13 protein-coding genes and 1 pseudogene are annotated in these 15,068 nt (G+C 71.6%); 9 read left to right on the top strand and 5 right to left on the bottom strand.

What is annotated here, in order from left to right:
• Positions 1-236 precede the first annotated feature (236 nt).
• Positions 237-482 carry a hypothetical protein gene (locus tag QQG74_RS18105; protein WP_341715948.1) on the top strand — a complete coding sequence of 82 codons (246 nt, stop codon included), beginning with the start codon at positions 237-239 and terminating at the stop codon, positions 480-482.
• Positions 466-1,614 carry a cupin domain-containing protein gene (locus QQG74_RS18100; RefSeq protein ID WP_341715947.1) on the top strand — a complete coding sequence of 383 codons (1,149 nt, stop codon included), beginning with the start codon at positions 466-468 and terminating at the stop codon, positions 1,612-1,614. The genes QQG74_RS18105 and QQG74_RS18100 overlap by 17 nt, the downstream gene beginning before the upstream one ends.
• 219 nt (positions 1,615-1,833) lie before the next feature.
• On the opposite strand, the gene QQG74_RS18095 is transcribed toward QQG74_RS18100, so the two are convergent.
• Positions 1,834-3,852 (bottom strand): helix-turn-helix transcriptional regulator, encoded by a 2,019-nt coding sequence (locus QQG74_RS18095; protein ID WP_341715946.1) that lies wholly within the window; start codon positions 3,850-3,852, stop codon positions 1,834-1,836.
• Between the two features lie 302 nt (positions 3,853-4,154).
• On the opposite strand from QQG74_RS18095, the gene QQG74_RS18090 reads away from it, so the two are divergent.
• Positions 4,155-4,880 (top strand): YoaK family protein, encoded by a 726-nt coding sequence (locus tag QQG74_RS18090; protein ID WP_341715945.1) that lies wholly within the window; start codon positions 4,155-4,157, stop codon positions 4,878-4,880.
• Positions 4,881-5,055: 175 nt separating this feature from the next.
• Here the strand turns inward: QQG74_RS18090 and QQG74_RS18085 are convergent.
• From QQG74_RS18085 to QQG74_RS18075, 3 genes and pseudogenes are all read right to left on the bottom strand, one after another.
• Positions 5,056-6,328: pseudogene (locus QQG74_RS18085) on the bottom strand (IS701 family transposase).
• A gap of 147 nt (positions 6,329-6,475) precedes the next feature.
• On the bottom strand, positions 6,476-6,667 hold the full coding sequence (locus QQG74_RS18080) for a DUF5703 family protein (protein ID WP_091265978.1): 192 nt from the start codon (positions 6,665-6,667) through the stop codon (positions 6,476-6,478).
• Between the two features lie 78 nt (positions 6,668-6,745).
• Positions 6,746-7,717, bottom strand: a complete 972-nt coding sequence (locus tag QQG74_RS18075) for an aldo/keto reductase (protein ID WP_341715944.1) — start codon at positions 7,715-7,717, stop codon at positions 6,746-6,748.
• Positions 7,718-7,855: 138 nt separating this feature from the next.
• On the opposite strand from QQG74_RS18075, the gene QQG74_RS18070 reads away from it, so the two are divergent.
• From QQG74_RS18070 to mshC, 6 genes are all read left to right on the top strand, one after another.
• The gene (locus QQG74_RS18070) at positions 7,856-8,908 is read left to right on the top strand and encodes an LLM class F420-dependent oxidoreductase (protein WP_341715943.1); all 1,053 of its coding nucleotides are present in this window, start codon (positions 7,856-7,858) and stop codon (positions 8,906-8,908) included.
• Positions 8,905-9,741 (top strand): undecaprenyl-diphosphate phosphatase, encoded by an 837-nt coding sequence (locus tag QQG74_RS18065; RefSeq protein WP_341715942.1) that lies wholly within the window; start codon positions 8,905-8,907, stop codon positions 9,739-9,741. Before QQG74_RS18070 ends, QQG74_RS18065 begins: the two co-directional genes overlap by 4 nt.
• Positions 9,742-10,549: 808 nt before the next feature.
• On the top strand, positions 10,550-11,263 hold the full coding sequence (locus QQG74_RS18060; RefSeq protein WP_341715941.1) for a histidine phosphatase family protein: 714 nt from the start codon (positions 10,550-10,552) through the stop codon (positions 11,261-11,263).
• A gap of 111 nt (positions 11,264-11,374) precedes the next feature.
• On the top strand, positions 11,375-11,950 hold the full coding sequence (locus QQG74_RS18055) for a DUF3090 domain-containing protein (RefSeq protein ID WP_341715940.1): 576 nt from the start codon (positions 11,375-11,377) through the stop codon (positions 11,948-11,950).
• Positions 11,947-12,765: an SCO1664 family protein gene (locus tag QQG74_RS18050; protein WP_341715939.1), complete on the top strand. Its 819-nt coding sequence runs from the start codon at positions 11,947-11,949 to the stop codon at positions 12,763-12,765. The genes QQG74_RS18055 and QQG74_RS18050 overlap by 4 nt, the downstream gene beginning before the upstream one ends.
• A 70-nt stretch (positions 12,766-12,835) precedes the next feature.
• A complete protein-coding gene (mshC, locus tag QQG74_RS18045; RefSeq protein WP_341715938.1) occupies positions 12,836-14,083 on the top strand; it encodes a cysteine--1-D-myo-inosityl 2-amino-2-deoxy-alpha-D-glucopyranoside ligase in 1,248 nt (415 codons plus the stop codon).
• A gap of 112 nt (positions 14,084-14,195) precedes the next feature.
• Here mshC and QQG74_RS18040 read toward each other — a convergent pair whose 3' ends face one another.
• The gene (locus tag QQG74_RS18040) at positions 14,196-14,987 is read right to left on the bottom strand and encodes a GntR family transcriptional regulator (RefSeq protein WP_341715937.1); all 792 of its coding nucleotides are present in this window, start codon (positions 14,985-14,987) and stop codon (positions 14,196-14,198) included.
• Between the last annotated feature and the right edge of the window lie 81 nt (positions 14,988-15,068).

Below are 15,068 nucleotides of genomic sequence, written 5' to 3'. Positions count from 1 at the left end.
GCCAGCGCGCCGACGCACTCCTCGCCGATTGTCCACTTTTATCTTTGCTATTGGGCATTCCGCACCCTACCCACCGAATGAACCGTTAAACGACGTCGGTGCGGCGTCCGGTATGCCGTTCGCTACGTCGCGGCGCGGGGCATGAATGGCGCGATCACGTGATTCCGCAGAACTGCCTCATCCGGTCAGGATCAGTTATGGCCACGCCACTCCAGTCGCGAGCAGGGAGGTCCGCCATGCACCTGGTCTCCATGACCGGATTGCGCGTCAAGTTCTACTCATTCGGCGCGTTGGCCGCCGTCGGCGTCGCCATTGACGCTCCCGTCTGGAGCATTGCGGCACTCGTCTTCCTCTGTGTCGCAATTCCGATCGCAGTCGCGCTCCAGGGCACTGTCTGCGTCCGCGCGCTGTTTCTGCCGTCCCGGGTCGCCACCGTGGTGGCCCCTGATCGAAAGGTGCTACGCGATGCGCAAGTCCGCTGACGAGTTCGGCATGAGCTCGGATGGCCAAGGGTCACTGGTGGGAACACTGCCGCGTAACCCGGCAATCGACGACACCCACCCCGACCTGGTCACGCCGCCGTCGACAGATGACGGTCTCCTGCCGAACATGGTGTTTCCGTTCTCGCTGGCCCACACCCGCCGGGAGAGCGGCGGTTGGACCCGGGAGATCACCGACCGTCTCCTGCCGATCGCACACGACCTGGCGATCATCGACATGAAACTCGACCCCGGGGCGTACCGGGAACTGCACTGGCACATTCAGTCCGAATGGTCGATCATCCTCAAGGGCAGTGGCCGGATCGGCGCGGTCGACCAGGAAGGACGCAACTTTCTCGAAGACGTCAAGGAGGGTGACCTCTGGTACTTTCCGGCCGGCATCCCGCACTACATCCAGGCATTCGAGGAAGGCATGGAGTTCCTCCTCGTCTTCGACGACGGCTGCTACTCCGAGGACGCCACCTTCCAGCTGACCGATTTCCTCGCCCACGTACCCAAGTCGGTGATCGCCAAGAACTTCGGTTGGACCATGGAGCAGTTGCAGAACCTGCCGGAGCGCGAAAAGTACATGTTCCACGGGGACATTCCGCTGCCGCTGGCCGAACAGCGGGTCTTCAGCCCGGCCGGCGACGTGCCGCGGACCTTCAAGCACCAGTTCCTCGCCCAGACACCGGAACGCTTCGACGGCGGCAGCGTACGGATCGCCGACTCGACGAACTTCGCGGCGGCGACGACCACGACGGTCGCCATGGTGGAGATCGATCCGGGCGCGATGCGCGAGTTGCACTGGCACCCCAACGGCGCCGAGATGCAGTACGTGATCTCCGGCCAGGGGCGGATGGGGGTGTTCAGTGGCGGTTCCACGGCCCGCACCTTCAACCTCCAGCGGGGCGACGTCGGCTACGTGCCGATCTCGCTCGGCCACTACATCGAGAACCTCGGCGACGAGCCGTTCGTCTACCTGGAACTGTTCCGGTCCGCGAAGTTCGAGGACGTGTCGCTGGCGCAGTGGCTGGCAAACGTCCCGCCGCAGGTCGTCGCCGACACCCTCAACATGTCGCGGGAGGTCATCGAGGTGCTGCCGAAGGCGAAGAGCGCCGTACAACGGCACTGACATCTGGTGTGGGGTCCGGATGCCACGACCGGTTCGCCGGATCGTGGCGTCCGGCTGCGGGTCGGCACGCGATGCCGCTCACCGGTCTGGGCTGCTGGCCGGCCTGGGCGGTGCGGCCGGTCTGGGTGGTGCGGCGGTCTGGGCTGCTGGCCGGCCTGGGCGGTGCGGTCGGTCTGGGTGGTGCGGCGGTCTGGGTGGCCGGTCTGGGTGGTGCGGCGGTCAGGGGTGCTCGCGGGCGTCCCAGCGGCGGGCCAGTTGCACCCGGGTCCGGATGCCGAGCTTGGCGTAGATCGCCCGCAGGTGGCTGTCCACGGTGTGGAAGGAGACGAAGAGTGCGGCGGCGGCCTGCTGCTTCGTCGCGCCACCGGCGAGCAGTTCGGCGACCCGCCGTTCGGCGGGGGTCAGCGCGGCGACGCCGTCGTGCCGGACCCGGGTCCGGCTCTGCGTACCGTCGCCGAGCAGGCTGCGGTGCTGGTGCGTCCGATCATGGTCGCCGGTGGCGCCGAGCCGCGCGTAGAGGGCGGCGCACTCGTCAAGCGCGGCGATCGCCTGTGCCTGCGGTACGTGCGGCGACCGCCCCAGGTCGAACAGCGCGTCGGCCAGCGCCGGACGGGCCGCGGTGGTACGCAGTCGGGCCACCGCCACGGTAAACGCGACGGGATCGCCGGTGGTGAGCCCGACGGCATGATGGGCGATGCCTTGCCAGAGCCGGTTGTTCACCTTGCCGGCGACCCGCTTGAGGTAGCTGGTGAGCACCTGGGCCTGCTGCTGGTCGCCCAGCAGCAGGGCGGTGCGGACCAGTCGCGGACCGTGGTGCGGCACCAGCAGCAGGGGAGCCGCTGAGCGGCTCGACATCGCCAGGATCGCCCTGATCAGGGTGGCGCACCGGCCCGGTTCGGGGTCGGCGGCAGCGGCGGCACCGAGCCGAAACCACTGCAAGCCGTCCGGCCAGTCCAGCGCCGGTTTCTCGGTCGCCAGCAGCGCGCGGGCCTCGGACACCTCGCCCCGGCGCAGCAGGACCTCCACGATGGTGGCGAGCAGGGTGGCCCGGGGCTCGTCGGTGAGCCCGGTCGCCGCCAACTCGTCGAGGGCGAGCCGGGCCCGTGCCGCGGCCTCGGCGAACTCACCCACCGCGATGCGGGCGACGCAGTCCAGCGCGGTGACAAGTGGTCGGGCCACGTCCCCGAGGATGTCGATCTCGCCGCCGACCGCGTCGAGGGCGGTCCGCGCGTCGGTGAACTGGCCCAGGGCGAGTTGGTTGGCGATCCGGCCGACGCGGACGAAGACCGCCTGGGTACGCGCCGCAGGCGCGCTGGCGTCGACCTCACGCAGGTGCCGCGCGGCGCGGGGCAGGTCGGCGGTGCCGGTGGCGTGGGCCGCGTACGCCAGTGCGAGCCGGATCTCGCCGCCGTCAGTGGGGGCGGCGCGGTGTGCGCGTTCCGCCTCGGCCAGCAGCTCACCTGTGTCGGGGTAACCGAACCGGGCCGCCACCGAGGCCCGCATGGCAAGCGTCCAGCTGAGTTCGGCGACGCTCAGGTTCTGTTCCAGCGCCCGGTCGAGGTAGGTCATCGACAGCGAGGGGCGCTGGGTGGCGTGATAGGCACCCAGCCGGGCCAACAGGAGGGCGCGCTCGCGTGGACCGTACCGGTCCACGGCGAGTTCGGTGTGCAGCAGGTGCATGGCCTCGGCCAGCCGCCCGGCGAGGAAGAGATTGTCGGTGGTGTGCACGAGCCAGTCCAGGTCCCGAGCCGCCGGCCCGGCCGAACCGTTGGCAAGCAGCAGGTCCGCCGCGAGGGTGGGACTCACCCCCGGATCGGTGACCAGCCGGACGGCCAGCGCGCGGGCGGCCCGGCTCACCGCCGGCATCGCGCGCAGCAACTGGCGGGCGGCCTGCGCGGGACGGTCGGCGTCGGCCAGCACCGCGGCGGTGGTCTCGCGCAGTCCCCGATGGGTCGACGGCGACATCTCCGCCAGCACATCGTCGCGAAGGTGCGGTGTGGCCAGTCGCAGGCCGGCCGCAGTGTCGACGAGCGATCCCCGGGAGATCAGGTCTTCCACCGCCGCGTCCAGGGCCAGCCCCGCCGCGACATTCGACCGGACCAGCATCTGTTCGAGAAACCAGAATTTGCACGGCGCGTCGGCGATCGCGATGACACGCAGTACGTGGCGCTCCAGGTCGCTCGTCGTCGGTGATCCGCCGGTGTGCATCTTGGGACGCTGCAAGGACGCCTCGGGCATCGGAAATCACCTTTGCTCAGTGCCTCCCGAAAATTCGGCTCTCGGACGCGCGTGGGCAGGTCAGAGCCGTTATGGCGAGGCTAGCCAGGCGACGGACACCCCGGACGAGATCCGAAATACAAGCGAGGAAAACTCTGATTGTCCGCTGTTGGGTGGAGCCGAACCCGGTGATGTGGCTATCGGCGGTATCCGCCCATTCGGCAGTCGTCGTTCGATAGGTTGCGAACGTCATCGGCGCCCGTCGCGAACGAGGCCGCACCCCCGCCGGGACCGCCGATCAGGCCGTCAGGTGTGGAGAGACGATGCCGAGTGCTGACCCGCCTGCTCCGGCGAATCGGACCGGACCCGACCTCGCGGACTCGTACCGCGCGTTCCGCCATCCGCTCGTGGTCCTGGCCACGACCACCTTCGTCGCCGGTTTTCTGGACGCCTTCGCCTACCTGCGCTACGGGGCCTTCGTGGCCAACCAGTCCAGCAACGTGGTGTTTCTGGGCATCGGACCGGCCGGCGGGCATCCGGCCTGGCCGACGGCGGCGGCGTCGCTTGTGGCGTTCGCCCTCGCGGCCGGCCTGACCGCCCGGCTGCGTGCGGTCCGCAGCCGCTGGTCGCCGGTTTCCCGGGGGCTCACCGCCGCCGTGGCCACTGCCGCGCTGTGGGCGGTGCTCAACGTGCTGTTTCAGTACGGCCGGTCCAGCCCGCAGCTCCGGGCGCTGCTGGCCGCCATCGGCGGGTTCGCGATGGGCGCCCTGGCCACGCTCTTCGTGCGGACCGCCGGGATCTCCACCACCATCACCTACCAGTCCGGCACGGTGGCGAAGACCGGCGAGCGCGTCGTGCGCTGGCTCGCCGGACCGCGAGCGGATCGGAGCAGGGCCCGCCGGGCCTCCCTGCTCGGCGTCCTGACACTCGCCGGCTACGCGGTGGGCGGTGGGATCGGGACGCTCGCCCAGCAGCGACCGCTGTGGGTGCCGACCTGGGCGGCGTTTGCCCTGCTGACCGTGGCGCCCATGATCCGCCATCGGTCGTGACCCGCCCGGTGCGCCGCGGACCATCGGTCGGCCCGGCCGGCAGGGCCCATCGGTCGGCGAGGCGCGGCAGGCCGGCCCGGTCGGTCCGGCGCGGCAGGCCGGCGAGGCGCGGTCGGGTCCGGGCCGCCACCCGGGCCGGTACGACCGGCCCTAGTACGGCAGCCGCCGTTCGGGATCATGGTTGAAGTTCGAGGTTGAGGCGGTGTGTGTAGTGGGCTCGTCGGGCTCGGGCTTGGTGCCGTCGCCGCCAGCCTGACCAGTGCAAGCGGTGGGCGAGGTCGCTGATCGGGCGGATGATGCAGGCATTGATCAGCCGGCGGATTTCGTTGACCGTCAGCTTGATCAGTCCGGTGTCGGTCGGGTTGTCGGCGGCGTCGGCGGCGCAGATCGCCAGGACAGCGAGGGCGGCCAGGGCCAGGGTGGTGAACCGGTGCCAGGAGTCCCAGCGGCGAACCTGGTGCTGGTCCAGGCCGACCTGGCCCTTGGCGGCCTGGAAGCTCTCCTCAACGGTCCAGCGGATGCCCGCGACCCGCACGAGCTGCACGAGAGTCGCGGGCTTGGGGTCCAGCAGCGGTAGAAGGCCAGCTCGCCGGTGGTCGTGTTGCGGCGGATCAGCAGGCTGTGTCGGCCGTCGTCGTCGGGGTCGGCATCGGTGCACGCGTCGTCGAGCCAGGCCCAGTCGTAGAAGCGCGGGCCCTTGGACCCGGCACCAGCCGATCGGCGTTGCCACGCCGTGGCGGGCAGGTCGGCGGCCACCCGGTCGGCCCGGACGCGGGTCTTGCCGCCGTCGAGCGGCACCAGATGACTGCGGGACACCGCCAGGACATAGCCGAGCCGGCGTTCGCGCAGCACGGCACGGAAGGCGCTGCTGTTGCCGTAGGCCTCGTCCGCAGCGACCCACCCGGCCGGGACACCGGCGTCGAGGGCTGCGGTGATCATGTCGGCGGCCAGCTCGCACCGAGTCGCGAACCCGACCTCGTCAGGCACCCCGCCGCGGCGCAGCGGTCACGGTCGTCGGTCCACGACACCGGCAGATACACCCGCCGGTCGATCAGGGTGTGCCCGTGCCTGCTGGCGTAGGCCAGGAACACCCCAACCTGGCTATTCTCGATCCGGCCGGCCGTGCCCGTGTACTGCCGCTGCACCCCGACGGTGTGCATGCCCTTCTTCAGATCACCGGTCTCATCCGGGATCAGGACCGCGTCCGGGTCACCGAACCGGCCCGCGACCAGAGCCCGAAGGTCATCACGCACGGCGTCGGCATCCCACACCGCCCGGTACAACAGCCGCTGCATCGCATCCGGCCGGCCGTGTCCGGCCTGCTCCGCCAACTGCCAACACGTCTTGACCTCAAGGTCAGACAGCAGACCGGTCACGAACGCCGCCGCCGCACGACGCGGCTCCACCCGCCCGAACCGGCCCGCGAAGCAGCCGAGCACCCCGGCCACGACCCGCTCCCACCCGACACGGTCTACGCTGTGGCCTGCGGCCACCGCCCGATCTGAAGTTATGTCCACAACGTACAGACGATCACGCGGTGGCCGCCACGCGTCCACCCCACCTCAGCAGCAAGATCTCAAACGGCGGCTGCCGTACTAGTAGGACAGGCCCGGCTGTGGCTGGTTGACGCGACGACGGCGCAGCATCACCTGCCGCGTGCCGTCCCGGTACAGCCGCACCCGGGCCAACTCCCAGCCGGAGAACTCCGCCTGGATCGCCAGCTGCGCCGCAGCGGTCAACCGGTCGACGTTCGAGGGCAACCGTAGCGGCGCGTATTCGTAGTCCATGCCCCTATGCTGCCCAGCCCTCCGGCCCTCCGCCACCCCCTGACCGTGGGCCGGATGGTCTGCCGGCGCGGTCGCCGCTCAGCCGTCGCGCTCGGGGTAGCCGACCTCCAACGCCGAGACGTCGTCCAGCGCCGTGGTGATCTCTTCGGGCAGGGTCATCCGCTCCACCTGGAGCGCACCGAGCAGTTGCCCGGCGGTGCGTGCGCCGAGGATCGGCGCGGTCACCCCCGGGCGGTCCCGGATCCAGGCCAGCGCCACCTCCAGCGGCGACACCCCGAGTCCGCTCGCGGCGGTCGCCACCGCCTCCACGATGCTGGAGCAGCGCGGCTCCAGGTAGGTGGCGACGAAGCGCTCGAAATGCGGCGATACCGCCCGGGAATCCGCCGGCCGCCCGTGCCGGTACTTGCCGGTGAGCACCCCCCGGCCCAGCGGCGACCAGGGCAGCACCCCCAGCCCGAGCGCCTCGCAGGCCGGCAGCACCTCCCGCTCCACCCCCCGCTCCAGCAGCGAGTACTCCACCTGGGCGGCGACCACAGGTGTCCGCCCCGGCCAGGCCGCCTGCCAGGCCGCTGCCCGGGCGGTCTGCCAGCCGGAGAAGTTGGACACCCCGATGTAGCGGACCCGGCCACTGGCCACCGCGTGGTCCAGCGCGGCCAGGGTCTCCTCCAGCGGGGTCTGCGGGTCGTAGCAGTGCACCTGGAACAGGTCGACGTGATCGGTGCCCAGCCGGCGCAGCGAGGCGTCCAGGGTGCGCAGCAGATGCCCCCGGGAGTTGTCCCGACGCCGTGCCCCGCCCGGACGCAATCCCGCCTTCGTGGCGATGAGCAGATCCTCACGCGGCACCAGGGTGCCCAGCAGCGAGCCGATCACCGACTCGGCGTCGCCGTCGCCGTACACGTCGGCCGTGTCGATCAGGTTGCCGCCCGCGTCGAGGTAACTCTTCAGTTGCGCCGCCGCGTCGTCGGCGTCGGTGTCCCGGCCCCAGGTCATGGTGCCGAGCGCGAGCCGGGAAACCGCCAGCCCGCTTCGGCCGAGCGGTCGCTGCTGCATGGGTGAACCTTATTTCGAACCTGGCCGGACCGATATCCTCGCTCCCGTCGAGTCTGCCGGCGATTCCGGGTGAGCCGGTGATCCTTCCCTCCGCCGGCATTGCGTAACCTGATGCGACTGCGGATGGGGGAGGACTCTGTGCGACTCGGGCTAAGCCTCGGATACCAGACAGCGTGGAGCACACCGGCCGACCACCTGGCCCTGGCTCAGGAGGCGGACCGGCTCGGCTACTCGGTGGTGTGGGCGGCGGAGGCGTACGGCTCTGACTCGCCGAGCATGCTCGCCTACATCGCCGGGCAGACCGAGCGGATCGACGTCGGCAGCGCGGTGATGCAGATCCCCGCCCGTACGCCCGCGATGACCGCGATGACTGCGGCGACCATCGACGCGATCTCCGGTGGCCGGTTCCGCCTCGGCCTCGGGGTGTCCGGTCCGCAGGTTTCCGAGGGCTGGCACGGCGTACGCTTCGGCAAGCCGCTGGCGCGCACCCGGGAGTACGTGGAGATCGTGAAGCTGGCGGTGGCCCGCAAGGAGGTCGCCTACGACGGCGAGTTCTACACCCTGCCGCTGCCCGACGGGCCCGGCAAGGCGCTGCGGTTGGGATTCCACCCGCCGCGCGAGCACATCCCCACCTACCTGGCCGCGGTCGGGCCGAAGAACCTGGAGCTGGCCGGCGAGATCGCCGATGGCTGGCTGGCCGTCTTCTTCGCCCCCGAGTTCGCCGACGAGCAGCTCGCGGCGGTAAGCGCCGGCCGGGCCAAGGTCGGCAAGGAACTGGCCGGCTTCGACGTGGTGCCCTCCGTGCCGGTCGTGGTCGGCGAGGACGTCGCCTCCTGCGCCGAACTGGTCCGCTGGTACGCGGCCCTCTACGTCGGCGGCATGGGCAGCCGGCAGCAGAACTTCTACAACCAGTTGGCCACCCGGATGGGCTACGGCGACGCCGCCCGCGAGGTGCAGGATCTCTACCTGGCCAAGCGGCAGCGCGACGCCGCCGCCGCGGTGCCGCTGGAGTTCATCGACCGGACCTCCCTGCTCGGTCCCAAGGAGCGCATCGCCGAGCGGATGCGGCACTTCGCCGAGGCCGGGGTGACCACCCTCTCGGTGACCCTCTTCACCGCCGACCGCGAAAACGGGGTGCGGACCCTGCGGACCGTCGCCGAGGCACTGGAACTCTCGGGAGTCGGGGAGTGACCTGGATCGAAGCCATCGTCCTGGGCATCGTCCAGGGCCTGACCGAGTTCCTGCCGGTCAGCTCGTCGGGGCACCTGCGGATCACCTCGGCGATCTTCTTCGAGCGCGACGCTGGCGCCTCCTTCACCGCAGTCACCCAACTGGGCACCGAGGCGGCGGTACTGCTCTACTTCGCCAAGGACATCTGGCGCATCGGCCGGACCTGGGTCGTCGGCATCTGGGACTCCTCGGTACGTAGCAGCCTCGACTACCGGATGGGCTGGTACGTGATCGTCGGGTCCATCCCGATCGGCGCCTTCGGGTTCCTGTTCAAGGACCAGATCCGGGAGACCGCCCGCAACCTCTGGGTGGTGGCCACCACCCTGATCGTCTTCGCCTTCGTGCTCGCCTTCGCCGAGTACTGGGGCCGGCAGACCCGGACCCTGCGCGACTTCCGGATGCGCGACGGCGTGGTGATGGGCTTCGCCCAGGCGCTGGCGCTGATCCCCGGCGTCTCCCGCTCCGGCGCGACGCTCACCTTCGGCCTCTTCCTCAACCTCACCCGGGAGACCGCGGCCCGCTACTCGTTCCTGCTGGCCATCCCGGCCGTGGTGATGTCCGGCATCTTCAGCCTGGGCGACGTCTTCGAACCAGCGGCCCCCGGCACCTCGGTGCCCTCCGTCGCGCAGATGGTGGTCGCCACCCTGATCGCCTTCGCGGTCGGGTACGCCGCCATCGCCTGGCTGCTGCGCTACGTCGCGCACCACACCCTGTACATCTTCGTGCTCTACCGGGTCGCGGTCGGCACCCTCGTCCTCGCCCTCCTGCTCACCGGCACCATCAGCGCCACCTGAGGTGTAAGGAAGGGCCCCTTATTAACGCCTCGTGCATAGCAGGGGCCCCCTTTTAACACCACCGCGCTACCGCGCACGACGCACCGCGCACCGCGCCGCACCGCGTGTCGCCGACACCGCGCACCGCACCACGCACGGCGCGCACCGCACCACGCACGGCGCACCGCACCGCGCCGTGCCGTGCCGTGCCGTGCCGTGCCGTGCCGCGCCGTGCCGTGCCGTGCCGCGCCGTGCCGTGCCGTGCCGCGCCGTGCCGTGCCGCGCCGTGCCGTGCCGCGCCGTGCCGTGCCGTGCCGCGCCGTGCCGTGCCGTGCCGCGCCGTGCCGTGCCGCGCCGTGCCGTGCCGTGCCGTGCCGTGCCGTGCCGCGCCGTGCCGTGCCGCGCCGTGCCGTGCCGCGCCGCGCCGTGCCGTGCCGTGCTACCGCGTACCGCGCGCCGTGCCGTGCCGTGCTACCGCGTACCGCGCGCCGTGCCGTGCCGTGCTACCGCGTACCGCGCGCCGTGCCGTGCCGTGCTACCGCGTACCGCGCGCCGTGCCGTGCCGTGCTACCGCGTACCGCGCGCCGTGCCGTGCCGTGCTACCGCGTACCGCGCGCCGTGCCGTGCCGTGCTACCGCGTACCGCGCGCCGTGCCGTGCCGTGCTACGGCGTACCGCGCCGTGCCGTGCCGTGCTACGGCGTACCGCGCCGCGCGGCTGCCGGATCGTGCGGTCGGTCGCCCGGTATCGCGTCGCCCGGTATCGCGTCGCGGGTATCGCGTCGGCGGTGGGTGGCGGGACACGTACGTGGTCGGTACGGGGGGCCTAGGGTGGTCGGTGTGGCGACCCTCTTGCTCCTGCGGCACGGACGTACCACCGCCAACGCCGATGGTGGGCTGGCTGGCCGGCAGCCGGTCGAGTTGGACGAGACCGGCCGGGCCCAGGCCGGCGCGGTGGGCGAACGACTGCGGCCGGTGCCGCTGGCGGCGGTGGTGACCAGTCCGCTGATCCGCTGTCGGCAGACCCTCCAACTGGCGCTGCCGCAGGCGTCGCCGGTGGTCGAGGAGGGGCTGATCGAATGCGGGTACGGCAGCTGGGAGGGGCAGCCGCTGAAGAAGCTGGCCAAGGAGCCGCTCTGGCCGGTGGTACAGCAGCACCCGAGTGCGGCGGTCTTTCCCGAGGGGGAGTCGATGGCGCAGATGGCGGCCCGCGCGGTCGCCGCGGTACGCGCCTGGGACGCCCGGTTGACCGCCGAGCACGGGCCCGAGGCGGTCTGGCTGGCGTGCAGCCACGGCGATGTGATCAAGGCCATTGTCGCCGACGCGCTCGGCGTACACCTGGATCTCTTTCAGCGGATCGTGGTGGACCCGGCTTCGGTGACGGCGATCCGCTACACCCCGCTGCGTCCCTTCCTGGTCCGGCTCAACGACATCGGGGGTGACCTGAGCGGCCTGGTCCCGCCGCCGCGCAAGCGGCGTCGGCGCTCCGGCCGCCCGGCGGACTCGGATGCCGCGGTCGGCGGCGGTGCGGGAGCACCCCGGTGAGTCGACCCGGGCCGGCAGCGGCCGGGTGGGCCAGGCCGCGCCGGGTCAGCGGGCCGCGATTCGGGTCGGTGGGGTGCGCGGTACGCGGAAGCGCCGGATAGGGTCTTTGGTATGACCCACCAGGTGCACGCCTTCGAGCCGCCGGAGCGGTTCGTCGCCGGGACCGTCGGGCCGCCGGGGGAGCGCACGTTCTTCCTCCAGGCGCGCGGCGGCGGCCGGCTGGTCAGCGTCGCGCTGGAGAAGGTCCAGGTCTCCCTGCTCGCCGAGAAGCTGGAGGAACTGCTCACCGAGGCGCAGCGACGGTTCGGGGTCGAGTTGCCCGAAGCGCCGGTCTCGCTCGGCGACAACGACCCGCTGGAGACGCCGGTCGACGAGGAGTTCCGGGTCGGCACGCTGGGCCTGGCCTTCGACGCGGACACCGCGACCGTGGTGATCGAGGCGATCGCGGTCGGCGAGGCGGAGGCCGAGATCGAGCTGGGCGAGTCGGAGGAGGACGAGGCCGACGACGTGGAGCCCGACGAGGACCTCGACCGGCTCCGGGTGCGGTTGACCCCGGCGGCGACCCGCGAGTTCATCGAACGGGCCCGCCGGGTGGTGAACGCCGGTCGTCCCCCCTGCCCGCTCTGCGGCCAGCCGCTCGATCCGGCCGGTCACCTCTGCCCCCGGAACAACGGCTACCACCGGTGACCTCGTCCGGCCTGGCACCCCGGCGCGATGGTGCCGCCGCGCTGCGCCTGCTGCGCGACGGCGAGCTGTCGATCGAGGGGCGTCTGGTCGACGCGTCGAACACCACCCTGCGCGGCGTGCTGACCCTGCCGGGTGCGACCGCCCGGTGCGTCTACAAGCCGGTACGCGGCGAGCGACCGCTGTGGGACTTCCCGGACGGTACGCTGGCCGGCCGCGAGGTGGCCGCGTACCTGGTCTCTGCGGCCACCGGTTGGGACCTGGTGCCACCGACGGTGCTGCGGCCGGGCCCCTTCGGCCCGGGTTCCTGTCAGCTCTGGATCGACGAGCCGGCGGACGCCGAACCGCTTGTCGCCTTCGTACCGGCCGACGAGCTGCCGCCCCGCTGGTTCCCGATCGCGGCGGCCCGCGACGACGACGGCAACCCGTACGCCCTGGCGCACGCGGACGATCCGCGGCTGGCCCGGCTCGCGCTCTTCGACGCAGTGATCAACAACGCGGACCGCAAGGGTGGGCACGTCCTGGTCGGCCCGAACGACCGCATCTACGGTGTCGACCACGGGGTGAGCTTCCACATCGAGGAGAAGCTACGCACGGTGCTCTGGGGCTGGGCCGGCCGGCCGCTGCCCGATGACGCGGTCGAGACGCTCGACCGGCTCGCCCACCAGGTCGCCGGTCCGCTCGGCGACGAGCTGGCCGAGCACCTCACCATCGGCGAGATCGCCGAACTGGCGGCCCGGATCGACCGGTTGCGTACCGCCGGCCGGTTCCCGCAGCCGTCCCCGGACTGGCCGGCCGTGCCATGGCCACCTGTGTAGCGGTGGCCTGAGGCGTTGATCACTGGCGGCCCCGCGTACGGGTGCCCGGCCGCTGGTTAGGCTGGCGGACATGGAGTCTTGGGTGGGGCACGAGGTGCCACGGTTGCCGGGCAGGAGTGGGCCGCTGAGGTTGTACGACTCGGCACGCCAGGGTGTGCACCCGACCGAACCCGATGGCGTCGCGACGATGTACGTCTGCGGCATCACCCCGTACGACGCCACCCATCTGGGGCACGCCGCCACCATGATCACCTTTGACCTGGTGCAGCGGATGTGGCGCGACGCGGGCCACCAGGTGCGGTACGTGCAGAACGTCACCGACATCGACGATCCGCTGCTGGAGCGGGCCGCGCGAGACGGCGAGGACTGGAAGGTCCTGGCGATGCGGGAGACGGCGTTGTTCCGCGAGGACATGGAGGCGTTGCGGATCATCCCGCCGGAGCACTACGTCGGCGCCGTCGAGTCGATTCCGGACATCGCCGAGAAGGTGCTGCTGCTGCTCAAGGAGGGCGCCGCGTACCGCCTGGACGACGGCACCGGCGACATCTACTTCGACCTCTCGGTCGCGCCGCGCTTCGGCTACGAGTCGAACCTGTCCCGCGACGAGATGCTGAAGATCTTCCCCGAGCGCGGTGGTGACCCGGACCGGCCCGGCAAGCGCGATCCGCTCGATCCGCTGCTGTGGCGCGGTGCTCGCGAGGGGGAACCCTCCTGGCCCGGCGGCGACCTCGGGCCGGGCCGGCCGGGCTGGCACATCGAGTGCGCGGTGATCGCCCTGGGCCTGCTCGGCTCCACCATCGACGTGCAGGGCGGCGGCAACGATCTGCTCTACCCGCACCACGAGTGTTCCGCCGCGCACGCCGAGCGGCTGACCGGCCAGGCACCCTTTTCCCGGCACTACGTGCACGCCGGAATGATCGGCCTGGACGGCGAGAAGATGTCCAAGTCGCGCGGCAACCTGGTGTTCGTCTCCCGGCTGCGCGCCGACAAGGTCGACCCGATGGCGGTGCGGCTGGCGTTGCTCGCCGGCCACTACCGCGCCGACCGGTCGTGGACCGACGACCTGCTGGCCGCCGCCGAGGAACGGCTGGGCCGCTGGCGCCGAGCCGCCGCCGCACCCGCCGGGCCGTCCGGGGAGGCGTTCCTGGCGGGCGTACGCGACCGCCTGAGCGACGACCTCGACTCGCCAGGTGCCCTGCGGCTGGCTGACGAGTGGGCCGAGCAGATCGAGCGGCTGCCTGCCGGCGCTCCCGCCGACCCCGCTGCTCCCGCCCTCTTCGCCGCCACCCTGGACACCCTCCTGGGCATCCGCCTCTGACCACCCTCCGCCCCGCCGAGTGCCCGCGATCGTGCCTTCTGGTCGCGGTGCTGCGGCCCATGCGGCTGATCCGGCGACGAAGGCGCCCGATCGTGGGACGGCGGGGGATCGGTCAGCCGAGGACGAGGCCCGGGTCGGGGTCGTCAGAGGCGGCCGGGGCGGGGATCCGGTACTCCTCGGTCAGCGTGGTGACCGGGCCGGGCCAGGTCGCCTGGGCCACCTCGATCGGCTTGTGCCGTGCGTCGTACGCCACGTGCAGCAGGTGCAGGACGGGAGTGTCCGGCCGGATCTGGAGGGTTTCCGCCTCCTCCCGGCTGGGCTGGCGTGCCGTGATGGTGTCGGTGGCTGTCGCGTACTGCCGGCCGGTGGCCTCCTCGGCCTCCTGGTAGAGCGGACGGCCGAACGCCTCGGCCCGTTCCAGCGAGGTGCCGGCGGTGTCGGCGGGCAGAAACCAGGAGGCGCCGACCTCGACCGGTGAGTCTTCGGTGCGGACCAGGTGGCGTCGGCAGAGCAACTCGGTGCCGTCCGGTACGCCGAAGGCGTCGGCGACCTCGGGCGGGGCGGGGGAGCGGCCCACCGAGACCAGTTGCTGCCGGTACCGGGCGGCCAGATCGGTGTGGTAGCCGCGGAAGCCGCCGTAGCGGCCCCGGGAGAGGCGGTTGAGTCGCCGCCGGGTGCCCCGCACGTACGTACCGGAGCCGGGCTTGGTGATCAGGATGCCCTCGACCCGCAACTGGTCGACGGCGCGCTGCACGGTCTGCTTCGCCACGCCGAACATCTCCGCGATCGCCGGGATCGATGGCAGGCGCTCACCCGGCCCCCAGTCGCCGCGCCGGATCTGGGCCTTGAGCTGCGCGGCGATCTGCCGGTGCGGGAACTCTGCCGCGCCCGGATTGATCTGCATGTTCGCCTCCTGACAACTAGGTTCCTAGGATGCCCTACGCGGCGTGTCCCCGCCACTCATCACGCGCGTGTTCCGACACAT

The sequence above is a fragment of the Micromonospora sp. FIMYZ51 genome, assembly GCF_038246755.1.
Lineage (GTDB): Bacteria > Actinomycetota > Actinomycetes > Mycobacteriales > Micromonosporaceae > Micromonospora.
This window is presented reverse-complemented; position numbering and strand designations above follow the sequence as displayed.